The organism is Rubritalea profundi, assembly GCF_002954445.1.
Classification (GTDB): domain Bacteria; phylum Verrucomicrobiota; class Verrucomicrobiia; order Verrucomicrobiales; family Akkermansiaceae; genus Rubritalea; species Rubritalea profundi.
On sequence record NZ_MQWA01000001.1, the window covers coordinates 1,938,243 to 1,955,742 of the forward strand.

The window sequence follows — 17,500 nt, forward strand, 5'->3', positions numbered from 1 at the left end:
GAAGGAGAGAGTGGTTATTGACTCTGGCATGATGAGCTTTGATGCATCATAATCCCATTTTGAGAAATTCTGGTAACTCTGTATGAAAAATTGCCGTGTAGTGTGGTCTGCTAGGAATATGTCCTTTGCTAGGTGAATGCGGGCAATCTATCCTTTAGCCTGAGCCATACGGTGCTGTTTAAGGTAGCTGAAGCCAACCAATCGACCATTTTCCTCGTCGTGTAATCGATACTTCAAACATGCCAAGCTACTGCGTAAAGTCATCGGAGGAACCTCTTGGAATATGGGCTCAGAGTTGTGGCATTCTTCTAGTCGGTAATTTGGGATACGCGAGCTAAGGTGGTGGATGTGGTGGAAGCCAATATTCCCCGAAAACCACTGAAGGACTTTAGGTAATTTGTAGAAGGAACTTCCTTCAAGTGCTGCGGCTGCAAAATTCCATTCCTCATTGCGCGCCCAATAGACATCTTCGAATTGGTGCTGCACATAGAAGAGCCATACCCCAACGGTGTTGGTGACACAGCTGACAGAGAACTGGAGAATGAGATACTTCTCCCAGCCTAAAATAGAGCAACCTGCGGCGATCATGGCGGCAATGCCAATGTTGGTCCACAGTACAGAAAGTCGGTCTTTCATGCTCGCCCGTTTTGTGGAGAAACGTTGCCAAATGAAAAAGAGGGCGATTGGGGAGAAGGTGAATAGAATCCATGGATTCCTAACGAAGCGGTAGAGCGCACGCATCAGCCAAGACGACGCTTCGTATTCTTTGATTGTCATTGTCCAGACATCTCCGACAGAGCGCCTGTCGAGGTCACCAGTCGTGGAGTGGTGGATCTTGTGCTCCCAGTGCCAAAACCTATATGGGGTGAAGCATAGGACACCTAATAGGTAGCCCAGGAAGTCGTTGGCTTTACGTGATTTGAAAAATGATTGGTGGCCGCAGTCGTGGAAGATGATGAAGATTCTGACGCCTAGCCCGCCAGCAAGAAGTATCAGTGGGATTGTCAACCAAATCGAATAATCGTAGGCGAAAGCCATAGCCACCCAAGTAGCCAAAAAGGGAACGAATGTGTTGATTAGCTGCCAACTAGCTTTCGCCAGATCTGGCTTTTGGTGCTTCACCACAATCTTCCGCCAGACTTTAGCATCCTTGTAGACTTCGGCTTTATCAATGGTGGTTTCGTTGCTCACTAGAATAGTCTTCTCGTCCATCTTTTACTCATCTGCAAACAAATACCGACAAATAAGGTGAATTTTAGGCGTGATGACCGCTAAATAACTCTGGTTGGTGACTCTACCAAAGCTGGAACGATTTTCGGCAATCGTCTAGTTCTGGAAAAAAGGTAGGGCAGTCGAGAGGGTGCCGATCTTACCAGTTCTCTTGCCACAGGCGGAACCCACCATTGAAGGCGGCGTGGTTGTCTACGCGGCGGGTGTTGATAGGGGGTTCTTCTATTAGCTCGGCGTTGCCGCCACCGAGGACAACATCTTCGGCATTGCAGGCGTGGCGGAGGATCTCAATGATTTTAAGAGCATGGTGGTTCCATTTTTTCAGCTCGAGGCGTTCAAGCCCCGCTTTACCTACATATTCTTCGAAACTGCGTTCCTTTCGGTAGGGCAGGTGACCGGCTTCTAGTGGGACTGGTGTGTTATCTTTAATAAGAGTGGTTCCTAGGCCAGTGCCGAATCCAAGGAAGAGCATGGTGCCTGCCTTGTAGCAACCTATGGCCTGCATGGTTGCATCATTGATGACCTTGGTCGGGAGACCGAATGCTTTTTCAAAGTTGAACCCGATCCATCCGGAACCTAGGTTGTGTGGGTTTTTGGTCGGTTTGTTGCGACTCACTACGCAGGGGCAGCCCACAGAGATGGCATCGTATTGCCAATGGCTGGTAGCTTCCAAGACTTGTTGAACGAGACGCTCTGGTGTGAGATCTGAGTCAGAGGGGATTTTGAGGCGTTTCTCTTCGCCGGTGGCTAGGAGTTTGATGTTTGTTCCTCCTATGTCGACGACAAGAATGCGTTTTGGGTCTGGGATGGATGTTGAGGCCATAACAGTGCATAGGCTACAAAAATATGAGGGGTCTGGGCAATACTGAAATTTTTGGAGTAATAACCTGTCAGCTCAATAGAATAGGTGATAAAGCAAATTTCACCACAAATGGGCGAATTTGACGAGTGCTTGAGTGGTCAAAAAACTATCTTTATGATAGCCGTCAGCCCTCGCCACTTGAGTTACTCTCGTGTCTGCGAGTTTAGTTAGTATAACATTGTTTTGTGTGTAGTGTGGAAATGAAAGGATAGAGAATCGAGTGAAAAAAAGAGTATCAAAGAAAGTGAAACGAGCGAAGGAGAGTAGAGGGGAACTTCATCCACGCAATCTACACAATGAAGGGTATGACCTGCCTGGCTTGATCGTGTCGCACCCAGCTCTAGGCGGCTATCTGGAAACTACCAAGCATGGAGGCGAATCGATAAATTTCGCGAACCCCGCGGCGGTCAAAGCATTGAATGCGGTCTTACTGAAGCATCATTATGGGATTATGGGCTGGGATGTTCCTGAGGGGTTTCTTTGTCCACCCATCCCTGGCCGCGTTGACTATATTCACTATATTGCAGATCTGTTGAGGGACTGTGGCTTGGGTGGAAAGTCACGATCTGGAGGTTCTCCAGTCAAATTGCTAGATATCGGCACTGGGGCGAACGGAATCTATTCCCTGTTGGCTATCCAAGTGAACGGCTGGCACTGTGTGGCCAGTGATATTGATCCTTTGTCGCTCGATAATGTGGCCGCAATAGTACGCAGAAACCCTTCATTAGAGGCATTTTTAGAACTCCGATTACAGGGTGACAAAGGTCACATTTTCGGAGGGATTATTCAAGAGGGTGAGCGCTTTGATGTGAGCGTATGCAACCCACCTTTCCATGCCTCACTTGAGGAGGCGCTTAAAGGGAGTCGCAAAAAACTCGCTAATCTCGCAAATAATCGGAAAGAGAGCCCAACAAAAGGCGAGACGACCTTGAATTTTGGAGGTCAAAAAGCGGAACTTTGGTGTGCTGGAGGAGAGATTAGATTCCTCAAGAGAATGATGAAAGAGAGTAAGATTTTTGCCCAACAATGCCGTTGGTTCACCACACTAGTTTCAAAAAGTGAGAACCTCAAACCCTCGATCAAGCTTTTGAGAAAGCTGGATGCAACAGAGATCAAAGAGATTGAGATGAAGCAGGGAAACAAGATCACTCGCATCCTCGCGTGGACCTTCGTGGGCTGATGAAATGGATTTACCGCGAAAAATGCTAAAACGTACGAAAGCAGGACGAAGCTACTTTTCTGGACTGCGTGTGGCTTTACATCGCTCTACCTGGAATCCACAGGCTGAGCTTTCGGGGTTTTCGCAGTTAGCCAGCCTATTTATGAGGTCACTACCTTTGGCGTGCAAGGTAGATGCAGTGTCTTGATCGCTTCGACTTCTCGTGTGGTTTAGCGGGGTGCGCTTCGACTTCGAACCCTGCTTTTTCCAAGAGTTTCTTAAATTTAGGAGCGGGTTCGGCAAGCCAGTAAGTGACACAACCATTTGGCGTCAGGACGTCTTTTATTTTTGCGAGGAAATTCGGAGAATACATCTTGTCATTGCCTTCAGTGATCAAATCGTCAGGACTATTGTCGATATCCAGAAGGAGCGCATCATAGCTGCCCTTCGATTTACTGTTGAGGATGTCAAAGAAATCGCCTTGAGTGATCTTGGTGCGCGGATCCTCGAGCAAAGGGCCGTTGTGTTCGACTAGAAATGTACGGTTCCACTCGATGATCGGAGTCATCAACTCAGCGACTTCTACCGTCGCAGGCTTGCCGACGAGTTCGAGCGCACGCTTGAGGGTGAAGCCGAGTCCTAGCCCGCCAATCAACACTTTTGGGTGATGTGGGCGTGAAGCCTTGCCTTCGAGGATGTCTGCGCAGCCAATCTCGGACAGCATCTGCTCAGAGTAGGTCAGGGCCGTACTCATTAGCTCGAAACCGTTGTATTTTAGGTAAAAGTTCCCGTCGTGCTTGTGCAGAGAGAAAACGGTGCCGTCAGCCATTTTTGATTCGCCGAGGTTCGTGTAAGGCTTCATGGCGGCAAGCTTCACTAAAATTTCAAGATGAACAAGCCTAGAGGTCGCTGGGCTTGGATTCAATAGGCATGAAAATGCTCTTAAGCATGCGTCTTTGCCACGTAGACAGTGCCTGTCGATTCGCCACCCATGATGGGGTTATGGAAGTGGACGACGTGGGACTCGCAGTGTGGGAAGACTTCGGCGAGGTTCTTTTCAAATGCCTCGATCGGGTAGCCGTCTGACCAGAGTGCGAAAATGCCACCTGGGTGGATTTTCTCGGCCATCTTTCTCAAACCGTCTGGTTGATAGAATGAGCCATGGCTGTCGTGCAGGAGAAACTCAGGAGTGTGATCGATGTCTAACAAGATAGCGTGAAACTTTTTGTCGTTATCGCTGGGGTCAAAGCTGAGTTCGCCGTCATTTGCGTGTGCGCGTTTGAAGAAGTCGCCGTGTTCGAAGCTACAGCGTGGATCAGCAGTGAGGCCTTTGCCGAGTGGGACGAGCCCTTGCTGGTGCCACTCGATAACCGGCTCTAGGTAATCTACGACAACCAGCGAGCGTACCGAGTCGTGCTCGAGTGCTGCTCTGGCAGTGTACCCGAGCCCAAGTCCGCCAACCACCACGTCTAACTGGCTTTCACCAGGAAATACTGTAGAAGCAGCCTCTAGACCGCGGTGTGAGAGTTGTTCTTCGACTTCGGTGAACAAGCTCGACATCAAGAACTCGGGGCCAAGTAAGATTTCGTAGAGTTCGAGGTTATCCAGAGTCGTCATCGTCCGGCGGCGCAGGACGAGGTCACCTAGTGGAGTGGGGCGGAAATCGAGTTCTTCAAAACGTGCGAGCATAGGCATGTTTAGGCACAATTTAGGTAGAAAGGCAGAAAATAAAAGTGAGGCGTATCACGGGGCAGATCTCTAGTACGAGCTTAACTTTTCAGACAACTTCTGTGAAACGTTATATACATTCGCTACCTATGGTTTGCTCGATACCAAATCATGGGTTTCTTCCAGATTATTGTCTAAATCATAAAGTTCAATATGAGATCCCGATTTTAATAATCTTTATTCAAACCATTCAATCAGTTAATGACCGCCAATATCGCTGAAAAAACCATGAGGGTATTTTCACGTAGATTCAGCTGATCTAATTTTTCTAGCAAACGTCTAACACTTGCATCTAGGGTTTCAATCCTCGCCGCAACCACGGCGGTATTTCGGGTATATCGACACCTGATTTGGCACGGTATTTGGAGATCAGCGCAGCTTTTTTCATCATCGGATCGTGGACACTGTTATGACTGACCATCAAAAAGAACGGCTCATCCTTATTACGATCAATAAAATTTAAGGATTTTTTAGTGATCAAAGCGACATTATGCCCGTCGTTTTCTTGCGTCTGCCACGGCTGTTTTAGCTTCGGTTTTGGGTTAAAGGTAATAATAGGTTCTTCAAACCCTTGCTTGTCGGGGTTATGACTCAAACTTAGCGGAGGACTTTGTTCTTTACTCTAGTGCAATTTCCACAGAAAAAATGTTGTGCTGCCCTCAAAATTGCCTATTTTCCTCCAGAAAATAAAATAATTAAGACAAATTTCAGCCGCTAAAACGTTAGTATGATTAGTCTCCGGAGTAATTCTTGATTCCGCGACTTTTGCCTTTATCCAGCACCTACACTATTACCCTCTCAATGTTAACAAAAGAAAAAGCACCGATGGACTCAGACCTTGAGACCACCCAAAATATTCTAACGAAATTTGGCCGCATTAAAACTGAACTCTCCAAGGTTATTATTGGACTTGATGAGGAAATAGAGCAGATTTTAATCACCCTCCTGTGCAAGGGACACTGTATTCTGGAGGGTGCTCCAGGCCTGGCTAAAACCAAGCTCATTTCATCAATAGCCTCTCTTCTCGATCTCAGCTTTAAAAGGGTTCAATTTACTCCAGACCTTATGCCTGGCGACCTCACCGGCTCTGAAGTTCTTCAGCAAGATATGGAAACAGGTGAACGCTTCTTCCGCTTTCAACAGGGACCTCTCTTCGGCAACCTCGTTTTGGCAGACGAAGTGAATCGGACTCCTCCCAAAACCCAGAGTGCTCTCCTCGAGGCTATGGAAGAAAGACAAATCACCATTGGTCAAACCACTCATCCACTACCCAAACCTTTCTTTGTCTTAGCGACCCAAAACCCCATCGAACAGGAAGGCACCTACCCTCTTCCTGAAGCTCAGCTTGACCGTTTTATGCTCAAGATTCTGCTTAACTACCCAGATGCTGAAGACGAGTCCAAGATCATTGAGAAGGCCTCTAGTGAGGATTCGATCACTCTAACTCCTGTCATCACGGGCAAAGAGCTAGAAGACATGCAACGCCTCATCCGGAAGGTTCCAATTTCCAAAACATGCGTAGATTACGCAGCCACAGTTGTGAGAAGATCTAGACCCAATTCTGCCGACATTCCTCCCGACTTAGCAGATAAGATAGCATTTGGTGCTGGTCCTCGTGCAGGCATCTTTCTCGCATCTGCCGCCAAAGCAAGGGCAGTTCTGCACGGCCGCCAACATGCCACAACTGAAGATATCCAAACGATGGCATATCCGATTCTTCGACATCGTGTCGCTCTGACATTCAACGCCGAATCAGAGGGGATCACTCCAGAAGAAATCATTTCTCAACTACTCTAGCCAAATGAGCTCAGTTGAACAACGGCGAAGGAAAGGACCAGCCCCCCAAACCAACCTTCTTGAGGAATGGCTCACTCCAGAAGACATGGCCTACCTCAAAAAGGCAAGTTTTCCGGTCACTCAGCGTGTAAGGGGGATGCAGACTGGTGTTCATCGAGCCAGGCTCCGTGGCGGTACAACTGAATTCGCAGAGCACCGGAGCTACTCTCCCGGCGACGAGGTGCGGAGGCTCGACTGGCGAATTGTTGGCCGATCTGATCGCCTTGAAATTAAACTTTACGACGACCCCTCTACCCTCGAAACAGTTTTTTTGGTTGATGCAAGCGGCTCAATGTCATTTGCCGAGTCAACCCGTTCCAAGTATCATTTTGCACAAGCCGTTGTTGCCTTTCTCGCGAAAACGATTCTTCAAGAACGAGACCCAGTTGGCTTACTTATTGCAGGGGACGAGGCTCCCGGGCTCCTCTGGCCAAAAACCTCGAGCACACAACTCAGCCATATTTTACAAACTCTCTACCGAACTCCAGCATCAGGAGAAACCCGAGTTGCGGAAAGCCTAAGGCAACTGGGGAAATGTCTCCGAAACCCGACTAGAGTGATCGTTGTTTCAGATGCCTTGTTGGATCTTCAAACCCTTGAACCGGAACTCGCTTTCCTCACGGGCCGCAAACACCGTTTCCATTTGATCCAAACTCTGGCACCCGAAGAAATTACCTTCGATTATCAAAACCCTTTCCGATTCGTCAGCCTCGAATCAAAAGAGTATCTCGATGCCAATCCTCAAGAAATGGCCGAAGCCTACCGCGCTGCCGTTGAGGATCACGTCGAACTTCTGCGTAAAATTTGCCTATCTAATCGAGCTGGTTACGAACCCTTAGTCACTGATCAACCAGTCGGCTTTGCATTGACGAAATTCATTGAGCGCCAATCCAGAGTTAAGAAATAATGTTCCTTTCTCCGATATTTCTTATAGGTCTCTTGGCTGTCGGTCTTCCGGTCGCCATCCACTTTCTGACCCGCCAAAAGTCGAAGGTCTTGGCGTGGGGTGCCATGGATTTCCTCAAAAAATCAATCAATAGCGCAAGCTCAAGAAGGCAACGCCTGCGTGACCGTCTACTCCTTCTTCTTCGCACTCTAGCGATCATCTTTCTTATTCTCAGCTTTGCTCAGCCCCTCATCTCAAAATTCTTCACCGATTCTCAACTGGAAACCGTCCTCATCTGGGACATCTCCATGTCGACCTTGACAAAGGGCCAAGATGGAGTCCCTCGCCAAGAGCAGATCCGTCAAGCTGTATTAGATCAGCTTGAGGGGCTGCCAGACCACTCCACCGTTCGGGTCCTCTTAGCTGGAGCAGAAATTCGTTGGCTTAAAGACGAACCACTGGCTCTCACCCCGAACAACCGCGAAAGCCTTGCCAGAGTAATTAAGACGCAACAGGTCGACCTAGGAGGGGACAGCATCGCCAAAGCCATTCTCCTCGCATTAGCTTCTCCATCCGAAAACAGTGAAAAAAAGAAACGCAACCTAGTCGTCATACACGATCTACAGGAAGGCTCATGGCAAGCTGAAGAAAAAGATCGATGGAGTGCCATTGATAAGCGGGTTTCAGATGCTCCAAACATATCTCTGCAACTCGTTGATCTTGAGGAGTTTTTTGTCCATCGAGGCTCTCAAACTGCAGTCGTGTCACTGGAGACGAACCGCGACACCATTGCGACTGGCTCAAAGCAGCGCTTCCGTGCGATTTTGCGGAACTACTCTGAAGATCGGATCTACGATGCTAACGTGATCTGGCTAATTAATGATCGAGAGGTAGAGCGGTTGGACTTCGTAGAGTTGCATCCTGAGAGCGAGCTTAACCTTGAGCAGTTTCTCTCCATTGAAGACTCCGGAAGCCAGATTGTCGAATGTCGCCTCGAGGTAGCTAATGACCCACTTTTGGCTGATAATAGCGCTTTCCTCGCGGTATCTTCGACCACCCAACTTCCGATTCTCATTGTTGATGATACGCAAAGAATAGAAAAGGGGCAAATCCTTCCATCGCAGTTTATTGTAGCCTCCATGGGGGGGCATCTATCACGCAATCCTAAGGATAAAAAAGCTCCCCCCACTCAGAGCCGTTCCGTCTTTAAGCCTCGAGTCATTCGGAGTAAAGATCTAGTCAAGACTCAGCTCGATGACCATCTCGCCGTAATTATTGCAAATGCTGACTCCCTCCCTCCAGCTTCCTACAAGCAACTCAAAGATTTTGTCGCCTCCGGCCGAGGTCTCTGGCTCATGATGAGCCAGAGCGATGGAGCCCTCCCCTCGTGGATAACTCAATTATTGAAGAGTCTAGATCTAGACTCACTAAGCCAGACGACACTCCTGGAAAGCCCTGACAAAAAGAAACCCATGAGACTTGCGGCGACCTCTACTAATAGTGACTACGCCAATGCTATCGCCGCGAAAAACCTCGACCTCTCCCGGGCAAAAATCACCAAGCTCCATCAGCTCAGTGAGGTCAATTTTCTCGATAATGAGAAGCTGCTTCAAACCCCCGATGGGCACCACGTCATACTTTCCATTCCCGCAGAACCTGGCAGAGTCATTCTACAAATGTGCGATCTCAATCGGAGCAGTACGAACCTCCCCATTCTCCAGACCTTCGTTCCAATCATGCGAGAGACACTTCGGGAATGTGTCGGGCATGGGATCTCCATAAAAAACCTTGATCCAGGTCAACTCCTGCGAGTTCCCAACCTCAACTCCCTCGATGATCAAATCGCTCTCATCATCACCCGGCCCGATGGCTCAACCGAACAACTTAAAAGGCTGAGTGGCGAGTTTCAAACGGCAAATACTTTTCTCCCAGGTCGCTACACTATCAGAGGCCTCCAAGATGCTGATGGAAAAGAGCTTACCCAGATATTTATAGTCAAACGACCTGAAGACGAATCGAACCTCATCGCCCTCGCCGATACCAAGGCAAAACAACTCATCAGCGGAAGCTTTTACGGCTCAAAGAACTCTGAATTGGAAGAACACAAAGGAAAATGGTCGTTAGCCATCTGGTTTGCGATTTTGGCAGGGTTGCTCTTCCTCGTCGAAGCCATCCTTGCTCACCGCCTAGCAAAAAGCCGACTAAGCACTTCAGGCAGGATCGAATTAAAGCCGGTTTATTAGAAAGAAATGACAAGTATCGAAACATCATTGCCTCCCGTCATGCTCGTCTTAGGGGCAGGGCTATCGATGGCTTTTTTCCTCTATCTTCTTCGTCAGCAAACCCAAGATCACTCTAAGCTGTCGCGCTGGTCGCTTTTTTTTCTCCGCTCAATGTTGTGCCTGTTGGTCTGGATCTTGATTGCTCAACCACGAGCGGTTAAAACTATTGAAGAATTCCTCCCAGTCTCTGCAAATCTGGCCATTGATGTCTCACAGAGTATGTCTCTCATCGACGAAGCTGGTCCAAACACCTCTGTCTGGATGAGTCTCTCAGACCCAAAGCCACTCGACGAGGCTCTCACTCTAACTGAGGCCGCTCGGATTCGCCTCAATCTGCTGGCCCGCCAGCTTAGCGGATCTCCAAAATATTTCGATGCCGAGATCGAGAGCGTCCTCGAAATTCTCAATCAGGTTAGCGTAAAACTCAGCCCCCTCAAAAGTAATCATTCATTAACCAGACTCCTCAAAGCGCCATTGAAAACGTTAGAGTCTTCAAAAAGTGTCCTCAATGACATCAACTCGGATGACTTCCTCATCGACCTGAATCGTTCATCACAGCTCGTTTCTCAAACCGCTCGTAGTTTGCGGCGAATCATCGCTGTGCAGAAGCCAGCCACGATAGCATCAAAACAAACCCCTCGAATAAATTTCGTTAATAATTGGCTCAAAGGTTCGCAAAATATGTTTGAAGATCTTTCAAAGCGCTACGACTTTCGGTTCTCAACATTCTCAAATGAACTCTCTCGACAAGATATTAATAAGACTCTCGAGGTGGATCGAACCGGAGTAGCTAAAACTCAGCTATACCAAAGCTTAAATAACATCGGGAGACGCGATCACACGAAAGGAAGACAATTCTCGATGCTTGTCACCGACGGTTTTGACTCAGGTGATATGGAAAAGAATTTCTCCAATGATATCCTGAGCCAACCCTTGCTCGTTTTTCCGATTGGAGACCCCAATACCTTTCCCGATTCGCGCATCAAGTCGGTAGTCTGCCCCTCGAGAATCCAAGAAAAAGACACCTTCATAGCAACGGTCCTGATTTCCTCTGTGAACACTACTCCTGAAACAGTAACTCTTGTTTTAAAAGAAGGGGACGAAATCTTGGCAAGCAAAGAGGTTCTCTTGAAAGGAGACGGCACAAATCTACAAGTCGATCTTGAATGGCAAGCCTCAGGCCCTGGCACACACAAGTTCGAAATCGAATTATCCCCGATTACAGGAGATGAGCTCCTCCAAAATAACACGCATATCTTAGACTGTGCCGTTCTCAAAAACCACTACAAGGTCTTGGTTTCCGACACATTTCCGCGCTGGGAAACGCGTTACCTTCAAAACCTCTTTAATCGAGATCCCTCGATTAAGATGAGCAGCATCGTCTTCCAACCGAGTCACAGCTTCCCTGGAAAAAATCCCAAACAACCCATGACACTGCCCTTCGACTTAAAGTCATGGAAGCTCTATGATCTTGTCATTCTCGGAGACCTCACTCCTGAATACCTCACTCCTGTGCATCAAAAACTTGTTGCCAACTACGTCAACGAAGGAGGGAACCTCATTATCATGGCTGGTCCCAACGGTATGCCAGCTCGCTTTATTGACGGCCCCTTAGAACCTTTAATTCCCATGACCAAGGTTGCTGACTCTGTGATTCATGGCTCATTCATCGTGCACCCTCCTGTCAATGAACCCATCAACCGTATGGTTCTCCTCAATCGCGGCCAAACCCAACAGGTCTGGCAATCAATCTTCCAGGTCACGCCCCAACACACTCTCGTTCCTTGGCTCAAGGCAAAGGAGTCTGCGCGCACACTCCTTACCGCAACTGATAAGGAAAATGGAACAACCTACGATTTTTGCGCAACACAGCGCTATGGCAGCGGTCGAATCGCCTACTTTGCGGCCCCTTGTCTTTACCACCTGCGCTTCCGATTTGGAGACGAATATCATGCAAAACTTTGGGGGCAATTGATTCGTGGAATGTGTGTCGATAGCTTTGGGTTTAGCGACACCCTGATCGCGACGAGACTTGACCGACAGTTCTGGAAGTTGGGTGAGGAAATCCAGGGACGTCTCCGAATTCGAAATGAATACGGAGAGCCATTTAATAGCCGCAACTTTAACGCAACCTTAAGCAAAGAGGGCACGATCATCGCCGAAATGAAGCCCGTCCCAATTGCCGACCGACCGGGAGACTTCTTTGTCCGTTTTAGCGACATCCCCCCAGGGAACTACCAGCTCGGCTACTCAGGGGAAGCCATTCAATCAATTTTGGAAGCTGATCAAAAATTCAATCCTGACCAAGATCCCGTCACGCTGACGGTTGGAGAAGGAATTAAAGCCCTGGAACTACAGACACCCGCTGCTCCCTCCCAATTTTGGAGCCAAGTGAACAACCTCCCACTTGCGGCCACGATCAGCCCAGCAACTCTTCCTCTCATGATCGAAGCTCTTGATCTAAAACCCGAAACACTCAAGAGAACATCAAAACGTCCTCTTTGGAACACGTGGTGGTTTCTTATTACCATTCTCCTTGTCGCAGCCTCTGAATGGGTTCTGCGTCGACTGACCGGCCTCTCCTGATTTCCTCCTGATTTGACTGAACCCGACCAAGCTACCATGAAACACGAGCACTCAACTTTGTCATCAAAATCCCTGGAATTACTCTCGATAGAGAAGAGCCGACGAATACGCATTCGATTTCTCTATCTTTTTCTGGCTCTCGGTGGCGCCGCTCTCTTGATCGCAGTAGCTGCCATGTTCATTGACTGGAAACTCGGGTTCCAATCCCCAGTGTGGCGTTTCCTTCTAACGATGACGGCCTTCGGATCCCTCATGGCTATTCTAAAATGGGTTTGGGGGAAAATGAAGTTTAAGTCTGATCAAGCAGAAACAGCTAAATGGCTCGATGAGGTCAACCCAGCCCTACAGGAACGACTAACAACCTCGGTGGAACTGAAAGATTCAACAAACCACTCCCCCGAGTTACTCAAGGCGGTAGGAGAGCAGGTCGATGATTTTAAAATCAAAAGCGGAGGGACGCAATTAGTCAAAAGCCGCTCATTCACTTGGGCCGGGGTCACCTTTGCAGCGTCAATTGCCCTACTCTTAACTCTCATCGTCATAACGGGTCAATCATTTCCTAAGTTGTGGGATCGACTTGTTCACCCCTGGAACGACAACTCACTTACGCTACTTACTCAAAATGAGGGTGAAGTTTTTCACCCACGAGGTCAGGACTTTTCCATTGCAGTTGCCATCTCCGGGAAAATCCCAGTACAAGCAAAAATCCAGGAACGCTCGGCCAACGGATCAATCGAAGAACGCTGGGTCGATATCGATAAAAACACCGGATACGTCAGCTACATAGTTTCAAAAGCGTCCGAAGACTTTTCTTACCGAATCGAAGCTGGTGATGCCCAGATCGATTGGCAAAAGGTCAGCATCATTGACAAGCCTTCGATTGTCAGTGCTCAGATCAAGATCTCCCCCCCAGCATACACAAAGCTTGCGCCATGGACTCTGACAAAGCTTCCCCGCCAACTCAAAATACCTCAAGGAAGCCAAGTTGATTTTAAAATCAAAGTGGACCAAGAGATTCTTCAAGCTACCTTCGACAAGCGCATAGACCGCAAAGTAATTCAGGAATTCCTGACTCGTAGCGCAAGAAAAACCTACATCCACAATCTGAGTCTCGCTGACACTATCCACGCTGATCTCAAGATGACTTCAAAAGTCGGCAATCTCAGCTCAAAATTTAAGATCAGCTTGATCTCACTCGCCGACAAAGCACCCAAAGTCCGTCTTCTCAAAGAAACGGAGACTTTTGCGATGAAGGCCGACGAAAAACTTGATGTTAAGTTTCAAGCAACTGACGACTACGGAGTCGAAGCCGCTCAGTTAGTAGCAGAGGTCACAAATCCAGACGGAACAAAAGAAAGCTTCAGCTTTCCAATCGACCTTGCCTATCAAAAAGGAACAAAGAAGCTGGAATCCTCTGTATCTCTTGATCTCAGTAAACTACCGATCAAAAAAGGCTCAAAGCTCACTTATATAGTCGAAGTGACTGACTCAAGAGGGGCCGCTTCATTCCAGGCATCGCAACCGCTCTCTCAAGATGAACTGGAAGGGGAAAGACGAGATCTCCAACGAGATTTAGCCCAAATAAAGCAGCTTGAGGAAAAACTCAGAAATGCCAAAGAGGTAAACGAAAAGGCGCTGTCAAATGGAGAATTCAAACCTAACAGGGGAAATCAAAAGCAGCTTACTCAAGAGACTCAGGAGCATCTGAGCCAGGCAAGAAAACACGCCGACCAGCTTCAAGATAACAACACTAGGGAGTCGCTAGACCTGAAGAATGGGATTGATAAAGCAGATCAAAAACTCGAGGACTCAAAGACAGCACAAGATCCAACAAGCGATCTCAAAGCCAGCGAAGCTGAAATCGATAAGGCACGTAAAGCACTTGATGAAATGAGGCGCCAACTTGAAGGGGAAATCGCCAAAAATAAGGCCGACCAAGAGAACTCTGCCATTCAACAGCTCAAGCAACAAAAAGCAGAACTTCAGCAAGCGATTACAAAGATAGGAGATCTTAAAAATCAACTGACCAATGCTGAGTCATCTAACAAAGAGGCCATCAAAGCTCAGATTAAAGATACACAACAGAAACAAGGTCAGAATGGAGACTTCAAGTCTTCACAAAAAAATGGTCAGCGAAGTCAAGCCGCAAAAGATGACTCGTCAACAACGGGCGCTACGGCAAAAACGCGCCGGCACCTCGAGAAGGCAAATCAGTCAGCTAATTCGCTGGCTGAAGGAGCCCAATCTCAGTGGAAAGACGTGAAAACTGGAATTGCTAAGGCACAGAAAAGCCTTGGTAATAGCAAGTCCTCTAATGTCTCTTCAGGCAAACTACGCGAAATCGGAAATAATATTAGAGGGGCACAAACCGCACTTAACCGTCTAGATCAGGAAGTAAAGAAAGCAGTTCAAAAAATAGGAAATCAGCTTAGTCAACAGTCACAGTTAAAACAACTTCGATCAGCATTGTCGGCAGCAAAGCAGCAGGCTAATTCAATCCGACAGAAAATTTCGGGACAGCAAGGACAACAAGCGCTACAGGGGCTACAGCGCAAGAACTTTGAGGATCTTTCCGACCGAGTCGATGATCTTCAGAAAATGGCCCAAGAGCTTGACTCAGACCCTGTCAAAGACGACGTCTCGCAGGCAATTGCCAAAACCAAACAATCTATTGAACAAGCGACTGGTTCTAGTAATTCAGCATCTCAACTTCAACAAGCCGAAGAACAAATCGACAAGGCAATAAATGCTATCGGCAAAGCACAAGAAAAGAGCCGTAACGAGAATAATCGACCTTCCGCCATTCCTCCCGCAGAAAAACAGGTTAAGAAGCGAAAACTTGATATAACCCAGAATCAGCCCCCCTCAAAATCCAAACCTGCAGAAGTAGTCGTAGACGAATATGCACAGCACTTTCTCGCTGGTGACGGTCTAAAAAAGAAGCAAATCGCAATTCAAGAAGTCCTCGATGAGATATTAAAGAACGCACAAAAAGGTCGTCAGCTTACCGCGAAAATTTGCTTTAATGATGCATTAAAAGAAAAAAATGTGGCTCGCACTGGTGAGGGCTTGAAAAAGGCATCTCGCGAAGTTTCTCCCAAGTTGATCGTGATTCTTAAAAACGGTGTGAACCGCGCAGAGCAGCTCAGAAAGTTGAGCGCAGACACTCCATACTCATTCTTCGGACTGCAATCGAAGGCCATGGTGGAGAATGGATTCCTTCCCGCGATCAAGGCAATGGAAGAGGCTCTGAATAATCCGAAGCCGGACTTAATTAAAGAGAAACTCGATTCAATCGATGAGCGACTCCGTTGGGTCATCGCGTTACTAAAGAAAACAGAATCCCAGTTTGAATCGATGATAAAGATGGAGGAGATTGCGACCTAACCCATAAGTTCAAAAAAATGCATACCCTCACAATCGAAGACATGCCACCAGGTGGCACATGACCGGGCAACCCCTACCCGACGCTCCGTGCTGAGCTGTCAGATCAAAACGTTCAAAGCCTCATTGCCTCACTCAAACTTAAAAGAGAAGTCCTCAAGCGGTTAAGTAAGCTCCTGCAAGAGAACCCTGAACTGCGTGTGAAAATGCTCACCTCCGGACAACAAAACGGAGGCATTTATAGGGAGGAGTTTTCAAGACTAAGGAATCGGCAATTGTTGCTCGCCAAATTCACCCATGAATTGTCTGGTAAAGGAGAAGCTCTTCCATGGAAACTCCAAATCATTTTACAAGGACGTTTCTTGGATTTCTCTAGCCAAACTACAAATGCTATGGGGAATGCTCAAATTTGGATTCCTAAAGGCGCTTCTGAGGAACAGCGTGCAAAACTAACAAAGGCCTTCTCCGATATTTCGAATATCGCCGCAAAGATGGCTGAAACACCAGCCGATCAAATCGAGGGAATCAGGAGCCTTTTTGGACAGCTCGAAAAAAATCGTGAACGAGCAAAGACTCTCCTTTCGGATGGCAAAATTGAAAATCTTGATCCAGATTTCACCGATATCCGACTAAAAGATCATCAAGCCATGCTGCCGTCGATAAAGTCGAACATCTCTCTCCTAAACCATCTGGAAGAGAAAAACTACCAGGCATTCATTACTCAACTGCAAAAGGAACTAAATGCCGAAACTGCGGATGCCGTTTTCGGTCTTTCAGGCGAACTTTCTTCGTTGAGTGGCGTTTCTGAAAAAGGAGATGAAGCGATTGAAGAACTCAGTCAAATCATGGAAATAGATCTCCTCTCCACGCAGAAAAAAGTAGTGGATCACCTGCAAGGTCCTGGGCTGAAAAATGCAATCCCTCACCAGCAAAAAGCTGCAGAGTTGTTAAAAAAAGGAGTCAAACTACTCGACTTTGCGGTCGTCGAATTTGTCAAAGCTAAGAACAAACTTGAACTACCGTCTCCACCAGAAGGTGCCGAACCAGTAAAAGACCCTAGCGAAGAGCAAATAGAAGAAGCCCTCAGAAAAGCTCTGGCAGCTCTTGAGAAAGAAGCCCGACAGTCAGACGAAAAAAAGATGGGTCTCGGCCTTGGTACAACTAGAAATCTGAAGATGAAGCAGGATTGGGAGAAGACTTCTGAAAAGAAAAAGAAGGAAATGGAAAAGAAGCGCCGCCAGATGCAGCAAGCCAGTGCAAAGCAAAAACAGCAGGCTAAAAAGGCTCAGCGTGCTGCCGCTAAAGCGCAACAAATGGCCAGCCAAAAAGGTCAAAACATCGCCGAACGCCTCAACAAACAAGTCGCTGTTCCCTGGAAAAATCGTCAGACGCAGTCATTCGATGGGCAAGTGACCTGGAACAAGCTCGCGAGCGAACTCAGACAAAGTTTGACTCAAGATATTGAGTCGGATATTCCCGAGGAATATCGTGAAGCCATCCAGCAATACTTCCGTGAAGTTGCCGAAGCCAACAAAGAGCAATAAAGA

The 17,500-nt window shown here is 47.7% G+C and carries 12 protein-coding genes; 7 read left to right on the forward strand and 5 right to left on the reverse strand.

All coding sequences use genetic code 11. From position 1 onward, the window contains the following. Window positions 1–147: 147 nt before the first annotated feature. Both BSZ32_RS08550 and BSZ32_RS08555 read right to left on the reverse strand, forming a co-directional pair. Window positions 148–1,212, reverse strand: coding sequence for a fatty acid desaturase (locus BSZ32_RS08550; protein ID WP_105043050.1), 1,065 nt, complete (start codon window positions 1,210–1,212; stop codon window positions 148–150). 157 nt (window positions 1,213–1,369) lie between these two features. After that, on the reverse strand, window positions 1,370–2,053 hold the full coding sequence (locus tag BSZ32_RS08555; RefSeq protein ID WP_105043051.1) for an ROK family protein: 684 nt from the start codon (window positions 2,051–2,053) through the stop codon (window positions 1,370–1,372). A 259-nt stretch (window positions 2,054–2,312) separates the two neighbouring features. Between BSZ32_RS08555 and rlmF the strand changes: the two genes are divergently transcribed. Then, a complete protein-coding gene (rlmF, locus tag BSZ32_RS08560; RefSeq protein ID WP_105043052.1) occupies window positions 2,313–3,272 on the forward strand; it encodes a 23S rRNA (adenine(1618)-N(6))-methyltransferase RlmF in 960 nt (319 codons plus the stop codon). 151 nt (window positions 3,273–3,423) lie between these two features. On the opposite strand, the gene BSZ32_RS08565 is transcribed toward rlmF, so the two are convergent. The 3 genes from BSZ32_RS08565 to BSZ32_RS08575 all read right to left on the reverse strand — a co-directional run bounded on the left by BSZ32_RS08565 (window position 3,424) and on the right by BSZ32_RS08575 (window position 5,574). Continuing rightward, window positions 3,424–4,113, reverse strand: a complete 690-nt coding sequence (locus BSZ32_RS08565) for a spermidine synthase family protein (RefSeq protein ID WP_105043053.1) — start codon at window positions 4,111–4,113, stop codon at window positions 3,424–3,426. 80 nt (window positions 4,114–4,193) lie between these two features. Then, entirely contained in the window at window positions 4,194–4,940 is a 747-nt protein-coding gene (locus tag BSZ32_RS08570; RefSeq protein WP_105043054.1) for a polyamine aminopropyltransferase, read from the reverse strand. A gap of 331 nt (window positions 4,941–5,271) precedes the next feature. After that, window positions 5,272–5,574 (reverse strand): sulfatase-like hydrolase/transferase, encoded by a 303-nt coding sequence (locus tag BSZ32_RS08575; protein WP_105043055.1) that lies wholly within the window; start codon window positions 5,572–5,574, stop codon window positions 5,272–5,274. A gap of 206 nt (window positions 5,575–5,780) precedes the next feature. On the opposite strand from BSZ32_RS08575, the gene BSZ32_RS08580 reads away from it, so the two are divergent. The 6 genes from BSZ32_RS08580 (at window position 5,781) to BSZ32_RS08605 (ending at window position 17,497) form a co-directional block, all read left to right on the forward strand. Then, window positions 5,781–6,776, forward strand: a complete 996-nt coding sequence (locus BSZ32_RS08580) for an AAA family ATPase (RefSeq protein WP_206018776.1) — start codon at window positions 5,781–5,783, stop codon at window positions 6,774–6,776. A 4-nt stretch (window positions 6,777–6,780) separates the two neighbouring features. Beyond that, window positions 6,781–7,722 (forward strand): DUF58 domain-containing protein, encoded by a 942-nt coding sequence (locus tag BSZ32_RS08585; RefSeq protein ID WP_105043056.1) that lies wholly within the window; start codon window positions 6,781–6,783, stop codon window positions 7,720–7,722. Next, the gene (locus tag BSZ32_RS08590; RefSeq protein ID WP_105043057.1) at window positions 7,722–9,944 is read left to right on the forward strand and encodes a vWA domain-containing protein; all 2,223 of its coding nucleotides are present in this window, start codon (window positions 7,722–7,724) and stop codon (window positions 9,942–9,944) included. Before BSZ32_RS08585 ends, BSZ32_RS08590 begins: the two co-directional genes overlap by 1 nt. Window positions 9,945–10,202: 258 nt before the next feature. Then, a complete protein-coding gene (locus tag BSZ32_RS08595; RefSeq protein ID WP_165788742.1) occupies window positions 10,203–12,569 on the forward strand; it encodes a hypothetical protein in 2,367 nt (788 codons plus the stop codon). 57 nt (window positions 12,570–12,626) lie between these two features. Then, window positions 12,627–15,956, forward strand: a complete 3,330-nt coding sequence (locus tag BSZ32_RS08600) for a DUF4175 family protein (RefSeq protein WP_165788743.1) — start codon at window positions 12,627–12,629, stop codon at window positions 15,954–15,956. A gap of 203 nt (window positions 15,957–16,159) precedes the next feature. Beyond that, window positions 16,160–17,497, forward strand: a complete 1,338-nt coding sequence (locus BSZ32_RS08605; RefSeq protein ID WP_129589668.1) for a hypothetical protein — start codon at window positions 16,160–16,162, stop codon at window positions 17,495–17,497. The last annotated feature ends 3 nt before the right edge of the window (window positions 17,498–17,500 follow it).

Bases quoted from the DNA above. Each gene is read 5' to 3' on its own strand.
- BSZ32_RS08555 (WP_105043051.1), bottom strand. From the start codon at position 2,053: ATGGCCTCAACATCCATCCCAGACCCAAAACGCATTCTTGTCGTCGAC.
- BSZ32_RS08595 (WP_165788742.1), top strand. From the start codon at position 10,203: ATGTCTCTCATCGACGAAGCTGGTCCAAACACCTCTGTCTGGATGAGT.
- BSZ32_RS08580 (WP_206018776.1), top strand. From the start codon at position 5,781: ATGTTAACAAAAGAAAAAGCACCGATGGACTCAGACCTTGAGACCACC.
- BSZ32_RS08570 (WP_105043054.1), bottom strand. From the start codon at position 4,940: ATGCTCGCACGTTTTGAAGAACTCGATTTCCGCCCCACTCCACTAGGT.
- BSZ32_RS08590 (WP_105043057.1), top strand. From the start codon at position 7,722: ATGTTCCTTTCTCCGATATTTCTTATAGGTCTCTTGGCTGTCGGTCTT.
- BSZ32_RS08565 (WP_105043053.1), bottom strand. From the start codon at position 4,113: ATGAAGCCTTACACGAACCTCGGCGAATCAAAAATGGCTGACGGCACC.
- BSZ32_RS08550 (WP_105043050.1), bottom strand. From the start codon at position 1,212: ATGGACGAGAAGACTATTCTAGTGAGCAACGAAACCACCATTGATAAA.
- BSZ32_RS08605 (WP_129589668.1), top strand. From the start codon at position 16,160: ATGCTCACCTCCGGACAACAAAACGGAGGCATTTATAGGGAGGAGTTT.
- BSZ32_RS08585 (WP_105043056.1), top strand. From the start codon at position 6,781: ATGAGCTCAGTTGAACAACGGCGAAGGAAAGGACCAGCCCCCCAAACC.